Raw genomic sequence first — 12393 nt, forward strand, 5'->3', positions numbered from 1 at the left:
CTCGGGGAGGTAAGCTTGGGGCATTTTGAGCAAATTCGCAGCGAGCATATGCCGCACGAGGAAGCACTCCCCCGCGACCCTCCTGCCCTGCCGGTGACACCGCTGAACGACAGTTCGACGAAGCTACGGCCGAGCACGGTTGCCGTGGCCCTCTTCGCTGCCCTGGAGCAGGAGGGTATCCGCTACTGCCATTGGAAGAGCAACATCCGACTCGACGGAACGCTGGTCGGGACCGAAGACATCGATGTCCTGGTTCATCCGGCGGATGCACACGGCTTTCAGCGGGTCATCAACGAGTGCGGGTTCAAACTGACGGTCTCACGGATGGGGGTCGGCCATCCAGGCGTGTTCCACGCAATCGGCCGGGATCCGGAAAGCGGCCAGTTCTTCGATCTGCATGCCTACCATCAGCTGATCAGTGGCGACAGCCTCGTGAAATCGTACCGCTTCCCGGTCGAAGAGGAATTGCTTGCATGCACCACGTCTCAGATGGGCGTGCGGGTGCCAACGGCGTCGGCCGAACTGGTGCTCTTCCTGCTCCGGATCCTGCTTAAGCACACCAGCCTGATCGAGGTTCGCAAGGTCAACGGCAGTTACGGCGAGTGCAGGACGGAGCTGGCCTGGCTGTTGGCGCGGAGTGACCTCGGTGAGGCGGCCCGATTGCGGGACGAGTGGTTCCCCACGCTGCAGATGCCGCTGCAGGACATGATCGATTGCGTCGCGAAGGGTACGGTTGCGGCGCGGGCGGGCATGGGGCTGCGGTTGGCCTGGGCACTGCGGCGGCACCGCCGCCTTGGCCATCTCGCCGGCGCGGCGTCGCGAATGACCAGGTTCGTCATCAAGCACCTCAGCCGCTGGCGGTCGAGGCGCAACCTGTCGTTGCTGGCAGGCGGCACGTGGATCGCGCTGGTCGGCCCCAAGGGAACCGGCAAGTCAACGCTGACGAAGGTCTTGGCCAAGCAGCTCGGTTCGAAGCTGACGGTGCAACAGATCCACTTCGGCAAGCCGCCGGCGAGCTGGCTGACATTCGTCCCGAGGCGGGTCGTGCCGGCCGTCCGAAAGGCGCTGTCGAGCAAGCGCTCGGCCGATCGGGACGGGTCCGGGCAAAGCCTCAAGGCACGCTATTCGACCTGGTTCGTGGTCAGCAAATGGCTGGTGGCGATCGACCGCCAGCGCCTTCTGACTCGGAGCATGCGTCAGGTCGCTTCGGGCACGATCCTGATCTCGGATCGGTGCCATGTTACCAACGGCACCGGAATGGACGGCAGCGCCTTCGACGACCTGGCGGTAGCCCGCGCGCGCTCGCCCCTCCAGCGCTGGCTGATGGAGCAGGAGCGCGCAATCTACCGGCACCTTCCTCGCCCCAGGCTCGTGTTCAAGCTCTGTGTCCCGCTCGAAACGGCGCTCCAGCGCGACCTTGCCCGGCACAAGGCCGGAGGTCCCAACCCCCAAGCGATCAAGCGGCGCTGGGATGTGGAAAGCCAGTCGGAGTTCGCCCGCTCGACCGTCTGCCTGATCGACACCGACGGAGACATCGACGACACTTCGCGAACAATCGCCGCGCGCGTGTGGCAGTCGATTTGAGAACGCTTGGCGGCCGCTTCAAGCTTGCGCCGCGACGCGGCTCAACGCTCGCCCGGCTGTCGCGGAACATCGCCTGGGGACTGGGCTCGCGCGGCTTCAACTCGGTCGCGGGGATCCTCTACCTGGCCCTGGCCGCGCGCACTTTGGGACCCAAGTCGTTCGGCGAGTTCGTCCTGATCCTCACCTATGGGCAGATGATCGCCAACTTCGTCCAGTTCCAGTCGTGGAAAGGTGTGATCCGCTACGGCGCCCTCCACCTTCAGGCCGAGCGGCCAGACCGGCTAGAGCGGCTGTTCGGCTATACCGCCACGCTGGATTTCAGCAGTGCGTTCGTTGGCGCGTTGATCGCGGTGATCGGCGCTCCGATCGTCGCCCCCCTGTTCGACTGGTCGCCGCAGCAGCAGATGTCCGCGGCGCTGTTCGGGGCCATTCTGCTGCTGACCACGGGAGCGACCCCCACCGGCATGCTGAGGCTGTTCGATCGCTTCGACCTGGTCGCTTATGCCGAGGCGGTCGGCCCTTTGTTGCGGCTCGTCGGCTGCGTGATCGCATGGCTCGCCGGCGCCGGGATCGTGGCCTTCCTCATCGTCTGGGCGACTGCGGCGAGCGCACAGGCCATCGTCCAGTGGGTCGCGGCAATCGTCTCCCGGAAGTCTCGCCTTGCATTTGGTCCGGCGCACTTCAGGCAAGGCGCACAGGAGAATGAAGGCATCTGGCGTTTCATGCTGCAGACCAACATTTCCAATTCAGTCAGCACGTTCTGGATGCAGCTGGGGACCCTTGCCGTGGGTGCGGTTGCTGGTGCGGAAGACGCGGGTGCCTTCCGGTTGGCCCAGCGCCTGGCCAAGGGCATCGTCAGGCCGGTACGTCCGATCACCGTCGCGCTCTATCCCGAACTGGCCCGCCTCGTTGCGAAGGACAGTCGCGACCAGCTGCGCAAGATGGTCATCAGGGCGACGATGGTGGCCGCGGGTTTGGCCTTGCTGGTGGTGCTGGTCACCGGTTTTGCGGGACGAGAGATCCTGACCCTTCTGGCCGGAAAACAGTTCGAGTTCGCCTACGTCTTCCTGTTCCTGCTGTCGGTCGCAACCGCGATCGATCTCACGGGGATCGCCTTCGAGCCGCTTCAGGATGCACATGGCCGGGCCGGGATCGTGTTGCGCGCCAGGTTGGTCGCGGCCGCCGCCTACGCTGTTCTGCTGGCGATCCTGCTGCCGTGGATCGGCGGCATCGGCGCAGCGCTGGCCGCGATCATCGGGTCAGGGTTGATCTTCGCTCAACTGGCGCGGGCGACTGCGTCGGTGCTCAAGGACGATCGGAGTGGCACCGTCGTCGGGGAGCGCGCAAATGTCGGGCAGGTGCCAGTGACCCGACCCTAGCCCAGGACACGATCAAGACCGCGTAAGCAGCCTCAATGCTGGGCTGCCTGCGCGATCTCCTCGGGAACCTCATAGCCGTTGCGCATCATCTCCGAGCGAAGTTCCGGAAGAATCTTGGCGAGCTGCCCTGCGTCGAACCGTTGCCACTTGTCCTGGCGGTCGGTCCTCACCTCGGTCCGCACGTAGTCGGCCATCTCGTCCGTCATCTCCAGATCACAGTGCGCGCAAATCCGCTGCAGATAGCCGACCGGGTTGGCGACGAAGTCCTCGTACCGCAGGCGGAACACCTGCCCCGGTTCGAACTGCGCAAGATCCTGCTCGGCCTTGCGGGTCGCGTTCGCCCACTGCCGGGCGATCACGGTCAGCATGTCCTCAGTCTTCACGTCCTGTTGGATGCCCTTGTAGCGCGGGCCCCAAACCGAGAGATACTTTCGCCGAAGGATCCGGTTGCGCCAGAACTGGTCGAGGAAGCCTTTCAGGTACAATGGGATCTGGCTGACCGGGGTGGTCTGGATCCGCTTCAGGATCCGCTTGGTCCCGGCCGGTTTCTGCCACTTCAGTTCGACCGAACTGATGAACGACAGCGGATTGCGAACGATGTAGAGGAAGCGCGCGTCCGGAAAGATTTCTCGCACATAGCGAATGCGGAGAATGTTGTGCGGCGTCTTCTCGATGATCGTGCGGTCGCCATGTTCGCTCTGATGCTTGAGGAACTGGCCGCGGACATAGTTGCGCACCCGCTCCGTCGCGTCGTGTTCATCGAACTCGTCGTGGTCGCGGGACGGGTCTGCATAGCGCCACATCCCGACCGGTTCGTACAGCGCGACGACGTCATGATGCGTTGCAAGGATTCGCTGCAGCATTGTCGTGCCGGATCGGAAATTGCCAAGCAGGATGATCGGACGCTTCAGTTCGCCTGACATAGCCGGCTGATCCCCCATGCTGCTGCACGCGAAGCGGGCGCTCGCCAAACGATTACCGCTTCGCGATGAAGGTATACTCAAGCGTCTGCCGGCGCAAACCTCGAACGCGCCAGACGACGTTGACCGGTCCCGGCGCTTGTGCGAGCCTCCTCAACTTGCAGTCGCGGGGGCCTGATGACGGTGACAGCGATCTTGGCGGGGCTTTCCGCGACCTTCTGGGCGCTGTTCCTTTATCCTTACGCCATCTACCCTTTGGTATTGGGGATGCTGAGCCGCAGGCCCATCCACCCGCGGCCTATCCAGTGCCCGGTGTCGATCCTGTTCTGCGCCTATAACGAGATCGAGTGCCTGCCCGCGAAGATCGACAACTTGCGTGAGTTGAAGGCCGCCTGCCCGCAGCTGGAAATCCTGGTCTATGACGATGCGTCGACCGATGGTACCTTCGAGCTGCTCGCCGGCGCGGGCGATCTGCTGAAGGTGGTTCGCGGACCGGGCCGGACCGGCAAGGCCGCAGGCATGAAACGGCTTGTCGCATTGTCGAATGGGAAGGTGCTCGTCTTCACGGACGCGAACATTCTTCTCGCCGCCGACCTCGTCGAGCGGCTCCTGCCCTATTATGGCGATCCGCAGATCGGCGGCGTCGCCGGAACCTTCAGGGGATCGGCCGGGCAAGGCACCGTCACCAGCAGCGTCGGTGCGGCATTCCTCAGTCTCGACGAACGGCTGCAGATCATGGAATCGCGCACCGGGAACATAATGGGAGCATCGGGGGGATTGTTCAGTGTCCGCCGCGAACTGTACCCCGATTTCCCCGACACGGTTCAAGATGATTTCACCGTCTCGATGAGCGTGATCTTTCGTGGCAAGCGCCTGGTCAAGGCGCCCGACGTCGTCGCCTTCGAAAAGACCATCGCGCGGCGGGAGGAGGAGCTCAGCCGCAAGGTGAGAATTGGCGCACGTGCGTTTCATACCCACCTCTTCCTGCGCCCGCAGGTCGCCCGGATGGCGTTACGGGATCGCATGAAGTATTTTTCCCGCAAGATGCTGCGCTGGTTCGGCGGTGTGTTCCTCGCCCTTGGAGCGGTGTTTGCGCTGGCGGCCGTGGCGACGCTGTCCGTCACCGCCGCCGCGGTGCTGGCGGCCGGCGCACTGGTGGCGATAGCCATATCGCTGCGCTCGAGCGCCGGCCACCTTGCCAAGCTCGGGGAGATGGGTCTGGCAATCTTCGCGACGCTGTTCGGCGTCGTCCAGGGCATGCGGGGTCGCACGAAGGCGACCTGGTCTCCCGCCAAGTCGCGATGACCGACGGCGCGGGCGCGAACAACGGTTGCGGGCTGCGCATCAGCTACCTGTTCCAGCAATTCCCCGTCCCCACCGAGACCTTTGCGGTCTCCGACATCGCAGCCTTGATCGCCCACGGTCATGAGGTTTCCGCCTACACTCTGAAGCTGCCGCGCAGGGCCGAGCGCGATCTTGCGCACAAGAGCGGGGTGCCGCCGCAGCTTGCGATCGACCGGCCGAGCTGGGCAGGCGCCCTGGCCTGGCCGAAGCTCTTGTGGAGGCGGCGGCGGGACGCTTCCTGGCTCGTTCGGCAGACTCGTCCCCACTGGCGCTCGGCGCCCGGCCTATGTCTCCAGACTTTGCTCTGCATTCCGCGGCTGCTGGAGATCGCGGACCGGATCGAGCGGGAGGGACCGGACGTCGTGCACGCCTTCTGGTCGCGTCATGTTGCGCTGGTTCTGCCGCTGCTCAAGGCTGCCGAGACGCCCTGCCTCCGCACCGCCTTTGCTGGAGCGTACGACCTGGTCGCGGACGACTTCATCTTCGACATCACCCTGCCGGCGAGCGAGATCCTGTTTTCCCATGCGGAGGTGAACAGGCCTGTGCTGAAGCAAAAGGCCGTCCCGAACACGCCGATCGAAATCGTCCACCGTGGCATTCCGTTGATGGACAATGGCGCGCAGGAAAGCCGCGACGAATTTCGGCTGATTACTGCGTCCGCGCTGGTCCAGCCAAAGAATGTCGAAGCCGTGATCCGCAGCTTTGCCAGTGCGCTGGCGTGGGAAAGCCGCCTGAGCCTGCGGATCTATGGCGATGGTCCTGACCGGCCCCGGCTCGAACGGCTGGTCGAGCAACTGGGCTGTTCGGCCTCCGTTTCGTTCGCCGGGCACATCCGTCGCGAGGAGCTGTTCGGGGAGATGCAATGCGCCTCGGTCTTCATGCTCCTGTCGAAGAAGCCGTCCGAGCGCTTGCCCAACGTACTCAAGGAAGCCCTATGGGCCGGATGCGCGGTGATCTCGTCGGACTCCGAGGGCATAGAAGAACTCCTGCCGGACCCGGGGATCGGGAACATCGTCGACCCCGACGACCCCCAAGCCATCGCCGCGGCGCTCAAAGCCGTGCTGTCGCAAACTCCGGACGAGCGGCAGCGAAGACGGGAGCGAAGCCGCGCGTTTATCTCCGGCCGCTTCTCGAGCGCGGCGAGCATGAGCGCCTACGACCGCGCATGGCGGAACCGCATCGCCGCACGCGAACTGCGAACATGACGTCGCCCTTGCGTCCCCGCGCGCCGTTCGCCGTCAGGCGACGGGGAGCCAGTCGGGCCGGAACCTGATCCGGCTGCTCAGATCGGTGGGACCGGGGTAAAAATGATCGCCATACTCGGCGATGATGGGGCAGGTGACCCGCCCGGAGTAATAGCACCCCAGGCTCCAGTAACATTGCGCCTCGCGGCTGCCGATGGAGACCCCGCGGATATCGAGCAGCGCATCCCCATTCAGCCACACCTGGAGGGCGCCGTCCGAAGGGCTGAGCACCACCCGGTAGACCAGATGATGGACCTGATTGAACGACAACGGGCCTTCATGGCGGCGCGTCCCTTCGCCGTCCCGCTCGCCGCGGGTGGTGATGGCGAAGGCGCCGTGGCGGGTACGGCGGAACGCGACCGCCGGCGATCCGCCGAAGTCGGACCCGATGTGCAACTGCCCGTGCACCCCACCCCGGTTGGCAGCCATTCCGGCCGGATCGTCCCACCGATGGTGGACGAAGGACATGGCGCCCCACAGCGGAACTCCGTTGGGCAGCCTCGGCGACTTCGGAAAGCGGATCTCGCTGCGCCGCTTGTTTGGATCGTCCCGCGGGCCGCGATTGAGCTCCCCTTCCCGAATTTCGAAGCGGGCGTTGTTGGGAGCCAGGCGTAAGGAATGGTCCATTCCGGGGTTCCAGGTGGATCCCATTGCGCAACGCCACCGGCGATCGTTCCAGTCGACGTGGCCGGGCGTGAGGCCGTTGACCAAAGTCGAACGATAATTGGGCGATCGGCGGTCGCTTCGCGGAAGCTGCAACGAGCCCGAGCGAGCGGTCAGATAGCCGAGCGGAACGATCGCCGCGCCCAATGCCAGGCAACAGGAACGCCGCGAGAGATCCACCGCCATCTCCTTTTCGCCGCTCATCACGCACTGGACAGCGGTCTCTTTCATAGCATGGTTTGCGTTTGGCGACTGAGGGATTATCAATTCGGATGAAGCATCGCCTGCTTGCCGATGCTTCCTGTCGGGAACCCGTGGTGAACGCTGAACTTCCGCAAAGTCACAGCCAAGCTTCATTGACCTTGTGGGAGTTGTTCGCCCTTCCCGGCGCAGGCAAGTCGACGGTTACGAGGGCGCTCGCCAGGCAGGCGCGGGTCGCCACCCGCGATGATCTTTCGGCGGAGTGGGCCACGCGTTCGGCTCGGGAGCGTTTGCTGCATGTCACCCGGGGCCTGGCGAACCCCAGTTGCGTGGCCGCCGCGGTTCGGTTCGGCGTCGGCGCCCGCCTCGGCACCCCGGAAAGCATGTTCCGCCTGGTGCGGCTCGTCGCGAAGACCCAGTGGCTTCGATCGCGGTCCGGTATGGTGCTGCTCGATCAGGGATTCCTGCAGGATATCTGGTCGATTCTGCTGTCGAACGGTTCCCGCCCTGCCGACCCGTCGCTGCTGTCCGCACTGATCGCCTCTGTCTACCAGGGCATCGATGCGACGATCGTGGTTCTTGCCGTGGACCCGCAAACAGCGTCAGCGCGCGTCGCGGCTAGAACCGATGGGGATAGCCGCTTTGACAGCTTGCCCGAGGGTCAGCTTCGTGATTCCATCGAAGCCGCGAGTGGCCTTCAGCGCCAGATAATCGACTCGGCGCGGCTCGCCGGATTGCATGTTGTCATGATCGATGCCTCGCCCCCCGTTGAGGTCGTTACAGCCCAGCTGCTGGACCTGGTACCATCGGCGCCAGCCAGAGTTGGTGACGCGATCCCGCAGCGGCCGCGTCGGATCTCCATCGTGGGAGCCTCCGGCAGCGGCAAGACGACTTTGGCCAGGCAAGTGGCGGACCGGCTGGGCCTCCCCTTTCGCGAGCTCGACTCCATCCGCGAGGCGGCGGAGCAAGGATCAGCGGAGCAGGACTTCCAGTCCCGTGTTGCCGAGCTTGCACTCGGCGACTCGTGGATCATCGACGGCCATTATCGTGAAGTGCGCCAGCTGATCTGGAGCCGCGCCGAGCTCGTGGTCTGGTTGAACTATCCGATGCGGCTTGTCTTCCACCGCGTGCTCCGGCGCTTCTTAGGCAAGCAAAGGGCAGCCGCATCGGGCGGGGACCGGCGCGAGATGCGCCCTAAAGCCTCCGCCCAGCACAGTGCGTCCTGGCGCCGGCGGTTCGAACGCCTGGCAAAGACCTTGCGCGAGCGCAGGCTGTACGGCCGCCTGCTGCAGTCCGACTATCCCAATGTGAAAGTGGTCGAGCTACGCTCCGTCGCCGCGACCCGTCAGTGGCTGCGAGACCTTTAAAAGCCGAGCCTCCGGGGCGTCGCTCTAGCCGAACCTGCCACGAACAGGACTCATCCGCCGAGGCATGGTCCGACGTGCGATGCGTCCACCTGCTCCTGCAGGCTGCTCCAGACGGACGGGTTCCGCCGCAGCAATGGCGGCGATGGCGAACCAGATAACGTTGTCGGTGTGGAACGGCCCGGAGTTGTGAAAAAAGATGTGCACCATGTAGGGGATGAAGAATATCAGGGACGCCCTAATTTGCCAGATCAACCTTGCTACAATGGGTGTGAGCAGCAGCAGCCCAACCCCGTAGACATTGATCATGGTCACAAGATAGTTGTGGAGATCATTCTCCCGCGTCCCTTGCGGGGACTGCATCATGTACAGGTCTGGCCAGTAGCCCTGCCAGAGGGTCATGGGTGCAAACGTCAGTCCGTAGCCGAGCGGATTGTCGGCAAATAGCCGGAGTCCGTAGTAGACCAGAGTGGACCGAGCCTTTGCGGAATTGTCGTCAGTTTCCAGGAGGCGCGGCGCCGCTGTTTCAAAGACGCTCGTGAGCAGCGGCCACACGAAATACGCTATGGCAGCCGCCACGACCAGGAAGATCGGCATCCATGAGGTACGCTGCTGGATTGCATAAACCGCCAGGAAGATCAGGCCGCCAAGGATCGGAGAGCGCGTGGCGCAGGCGATGCAGGCGGCAAAAAAGGCCAGCAGTGCAGGGACAACAAGGGGGTCAGCGCCGGAGGCCGGACCTCGAAGCTTGCTGCGGACGGCAAGAAAGGTTGCGAAGCCGAGGCACAGGTGCGTTGAGAGAGTAATCGGGGAAAAGGACAGGCCGACGGGCCGCCGCTCCAGAAAGTTTAGTCCCTCTATTTCTTCGGTGGGGAGCGGCCCGAGCGCACGCCGCAACGCCCAGGCCGGCTGGATGTCCAGCATCTGCCCCATTGCAACGAAAGCGCTTGCAGAGATCACCGCCACGATGGCGAGCGTGCTAGCCCGGGCTCCTGCGACCCGCGCAAGGATTGCGGCGGCCAGGATGGTAGCCGCGGCTTGCACGTGCACTTCGGCCACCTGACGGAAAACACCGGCAGGAGAAGCTCCGTTCACCAAGCTGACGAAGACGCCAAGGACCGCCAAACCGGCCGCAAGGGCAAGCAGAAGACGATACTCAGCGAAGACCCGCTTCGCGACCGGAAAGTAGAAGAGCAGCGCTAGGGCGAGCGCTCCCAGCGTCGCAAAACCGCGGATCGGCACCCAGCCGATCCTGAAGGAGTTGAGCGCTACGGCGGCGATCAACAATGCCGCAAAGGCGGCCGCGGCGAAGACTCGTCCACTGGCTTCCGCCGAGCTGTCCACGCTGTAGACGAACTGGCCGAGGCGAGGAGGCCGTCCATGGACTTGGGCAGGGTCAGCAAACTTCACCATGCCGATCAGCTTGCACGCCCGTAGGTATAATAATCGTACCCGCCGTAGCGCACTCCGGCGGACTTCGCGTCGAACTTGGTGATGACGGCGCCGATGATGTTGTTCTGTGGTAAGCGCGAGACCGCCAGGTCGACTTCGCTGGTCAGGGTCCGGCCTGCCTCAACCACCACCAGCACCGCTTCGACGCTGCGCGCAAGCAGCACTGCGTCGGCCATTCCCATGATCGGCGGGCCGTCGATGATCACGATATCGTTGTTCTCCGACAACTCGTCGAGAGCCTGCTTCATGTGATCCGCCGACAGCAGGGAAACCGGACTCGTGGTGACCTCGCCGGCGCGCACGATGCTGAACCCTGTCCCTTCCGCAGGCTGCACCGCGTCGCGTGCCGTGGTCGATCCGGTCAGGACGTCGGAGAAGCCTGGCACCGACGCTTCGTCGCGGGCCCGCGACGCCCCCGCGGCGCGGCGGAGATCGGCGTCGACAACGACCACGCGCTTGCCCATGGCCGCCAAGCTGCGGGCGATCCCCTGGGCCGACGTCGACTTCCCTTCGGACGCCGTGCTGCTCGTGATCAACAGGGTCTTGGGGAGTCCTGCGGCCGTCGACTGCTGCAGCGCGACGGCGATTGAGTAATACGCCTCGGCATAGCCGGTGTCGGGATCAGCCAGCGCCGTCGTGCTTTGCCCCAGGCCGGTGACCCGCGGAACGCAGCCGAGCGAGGCCAGATTGAGGCCCTGCTCGATATCCTCGGTGGTGCGGACGACGTTGTGCATGCGCTCCCGGATGCCGCCAAGGACCAGCGCGAGCAGGATGCCGCCAATGCCCGCTAGGGCGAGGTCGCGCCCGACGGACGAGTCCGCCGTCATCGGCGGCCACGCCGGATCGACAAGCGAGATGTTGGCCGCGGCCGCCCCGGCCGCAGCGGCCACTTCCTTGTACCGCTGCAGCAGGCCGTCATAGAACGCCTTGTTGGTTTCGACCTCGCGCGCAAGCGAGTTGAAGCCGACGCCGCGTTCGCGTTCGGACATCGCCGCGCCGCGCAAGCCGGCGACGGTGCCGGCGATCTGCCGTTCCTGCTGGGCAGCGGCGATGTACCGGCCCTGGAAGGATGCCTTGATCCGCGACGCGAAGGCGCCGATCTGGCCGTCCAGTTCAGCGATCTTGGCGGCTGCCCCTTTGACGCCGGGATGTTCTTCGGTGTGGCGCTCGCGCTCCTCCTGCAGGGCCGCCAACAGCTGCGCCCGTTGTGAAACGAGATCCTGGACGGCCTTGTTGCCCTGCACTTCCGGCAGGCTCAGCGCATCCGCCCCCTGCACCTGGGCCCACTGCTGCTGGGCATCGATCCGCCGTGCCGTCGCCTGGCTCAGCGAACCGGTCATCAAGCCAAGCTGTTGCGCCCGCAGCGAGGTGGGAGATCCGCCTCCATTACCCGCGTCGACCAGGCCGGTGGTCAGATCGGCGGAGCGCGCATAGCTGAGCATCCGGCGTTCGGAGCCCTCCAGGCGTTGCTTGGCCTGCGCCAATTGCTGCAGCAGATACTGCTTGGCCCGGGTTGAGGTCTGGTTCTTGCGGTCCAGATTGGCGGCGATGAGCGCCTCCGTAAAGGCGTTCGCCACCCGCGCGGACACGTTGGGATCGCCGCTGGTGAAGGAAAGCTGGGCCACCCGGGTGTTGAGCCCGATGCCGACCTGGACGTTCTCCTGAAGTTTCTGAACCGCCAGCCTCTCGGCCGTCTGCCGGTCGGGCGCCTCCACCCCGAGCGCTTTCAGCGCCGCGGGCGATTCGACCAGCCGGAGATTGCTGGCGACGGTTTCCGCGATTGTGCGGCTGCGGGCGAGATCGACCTGGGTCTGCAGGAACCGCTCGGCGTTGCGTGCATCGGCTTGCGGTTCCAGGCTGTCGTCGGCGAACACCTTGGGCGCCTGCTCGTCCACCTGGACCGAGGCGACGGCCGTGTAGCGCGGCTCGGCGGTGAGCGTCAGGATTGCTCCCGCAATCAGCGCCAGCGCAATCGCGGCTGCGATCACGAACCTTTGCCGGTACACGGCGGCGAAGAATTCCTCCAGGCCGGTCCGCTGGGACGACTGCCGCTGCGTCGGAAGCAGCTCCAGCTCCGTGAAGGAGCGGGCCGGCGAAAGCGGCGTGTTGGACGTCGTGATCAGCGTGTTCATGCTCATGACCCTTGTGGTAGTTCGCCAGTGCCAGTCGCGTGCCCGGTCAGGTGGGCACGGGTGAGCCGACCCCCTGCGCTGGGAAACCTTTGCTCAGGGAGGCAGGTGCG

At 64.9% G+C, this 12393-nt stretch carries 9 protein-coding genes; 5 read left to right on the top strand and 4 right to left on the bottom strand.

Going from position 1 to position 12393, the window contains the following annotated elements; all coding sequences use genetic code 11:
• Window positions 1-15: 15 nt before the first annotated feature.
• Entirely contained in the window at window positions 16-1584 is a 1569-nt protein-coding gene (locus ACFQPG_RS01490; protein WP_380809682.1) for a hypothetical protein, read from the top strand.
• The gene (locus tag ACFQPG_RS01495; RefSeq protein WP_380809684.1) at window positions 1569-2963 is read left to right on the top strand and encodes a lipopolysaccharide biosynthesis protein; all 1395 of its coding nucleotides are present in this window, start codon (window positions 1569-1571) and stop codon (window positions 2961-2963) included. Before ACFQPG_RS01490 ends, ACFQPG_RS01495 begins: the two co-directional genes overlap by 16 nt.
• A 32-nt stretch (window positions 2964-2995) precedes the next feature.
• Here ACFQPG_RS01495 and ACFQPG_RS01500 read toward each other — a convergent pair whose 3' ends face one another.
• The gene (locus tag ACFQPG_RS01500; RefSeq protein ID WP_380809685.1) at window positions 2996-3886 is read right to left on the bottom strand and encodes a sulfotransferase family protein; all 891 of its coding nucleotides are present in this window, start codon (window positions 3884-3886) and stop codon (window positions 2996-2998) included.
• 174 nt (window positions 3887-4060) lie between these two features.
• On the opposite strand from ACFQPG_RS01500, the gene ACFQPG_RS01505 reads away from it, so the two are divergent.
• Both ACFQPG_RS01505 and ACFQPG_RS01510 read left to right on the top strand, forming a co-directional pair.
• Complete coding sequence (locus ACFQPG_RS01505; RefSeq protein WP_380809687.1) at window positions 4061-5188, top strand: glycosyltransferase; 1128 nt, start codon at window positions 4061-4063, stop codon at window positions 5186-5188.
• The gene (locus tag ACFQPG_RS01510) at window positions 5185-6432 is read left to right on the top strand and encodes a glycosyltransferase family 4 protein (RefSeq protein WP_380809689.1); all 1248 of its coding nucleotides are present in this window, start codon (window positions 5185-5187) and stop codon (window positions 6430-6432) included. Before ACFQPG_RS01505 ends, ACFQPG_RS01510 begins: the two co-directional genes overlap by 4 nt.
• Window positions 6433-6465: 33 nt before the next feature.
• Here ACFQPG_RS01510 and ACFQPG_RS01515 read toward each other — a convergent pair whose 3' ends face one another.
• Complete coding sequence (locus ACFQPG_RS01515; protein ID WP_380809691.1) at window positions 6466-7365, bottom strand: hypothetical protein; 900 nt, start codon at window positions 7363-7365, stop codon at window positions 6466-6468.
• Between the two features lie 299 nt (window positions 7366-7664).
• Here ACFQPG_RS01515 and ACFQPG_RS01520 point away from each other — a divergent pair, with 299 nt between their 5' ends.
• Complete coding sequence (locus ACFQPG_RS01520; RefSeq protein ID WP_380809692.1) at window positions 7665-8702, top strand: shikimate kinase; 1038 nt, start codon at window positions 7665-7667, stop codon at window positions 8700-8702.
• Window positions 8703-8726: 24 nt separating this feature from the next.
• On the opposite strand, the gene ACFQPG_RS01525 is transcribed toward ACFQPG_RS01520, so the two are convergent.
• Window positions 8727-10043, bottom strand: coding sequence for an O-antigen ligase family protein (locus tag ACFQPG_RS01525; RefSeq protein ID WP_380809694.1), 1317 nt, complete (start codon window positions 10041-10043; stop codon window positions 8727-8729).
• Window positions 10044-10117: 74 nt separating this feature from the next.
• Complete coding sequence (locus tag ACFQPG_RS01530; RefSeq protein ID WP_380809695.1) at window positions 10118-12283, bottom strand: GumC family protein; 2166 nt, start codon at window positions 12281-12283, stop codon at window positions 10118-10120.
• Window positions 12284-12393: the final 110 nt, after the last annotated feature.

The sequence above is a fragment of the Sphingomonas sp. GCM10030256 genome, from assembly GCF_042666415.1.
Taxonomy (GTDB): Bacteria; Pseudomonadota; Alphaproteobacteria; order Sphingomonadales; family Sphingomonadaceae; genus Sphingomicrobium.

Bases quoted from the DNA above. Each gene is read 5' to 3' on its own strand.
- ACFQPG_RS01530 (WP_380809695.1), bottom strand. From the start codon at position 12,283: ATGAACACGCTGATCACGACGTCCAACACGCCGCTTTCGCCGGCCCGC.
- ACFQPG_RS01515 (WP_380809691.1), bottom strand. From the start codon at position 7,365: ATGAAAGAGACCGCTGTCCAGTGCGTGATGAGCGGCGAAAAGGAGATG.
- ACFQPG_RS01505 (WP_380809687.1), top strand. From the start codon at position 4,061: ATGACGGTGACAGCGATCTTGGCGGGGCTTTCCGCGACCTTCTGGGCG.
- ACFQPG_RS01500 (WP_380809685.1), bottom strand. From the start codon at position 3,886: ATGTCAGGCGAACTGAAGCGTCCGATCATCCTGCTTGGCAATTTCCGA.
- ACFQPG_RS01510 (WP_380809689.1), top strand. From the start codon at position 5,185: ATGACCGACGGCGCGGGCGCGAACAACGGTTGCGGGCTGCGCATCAGC.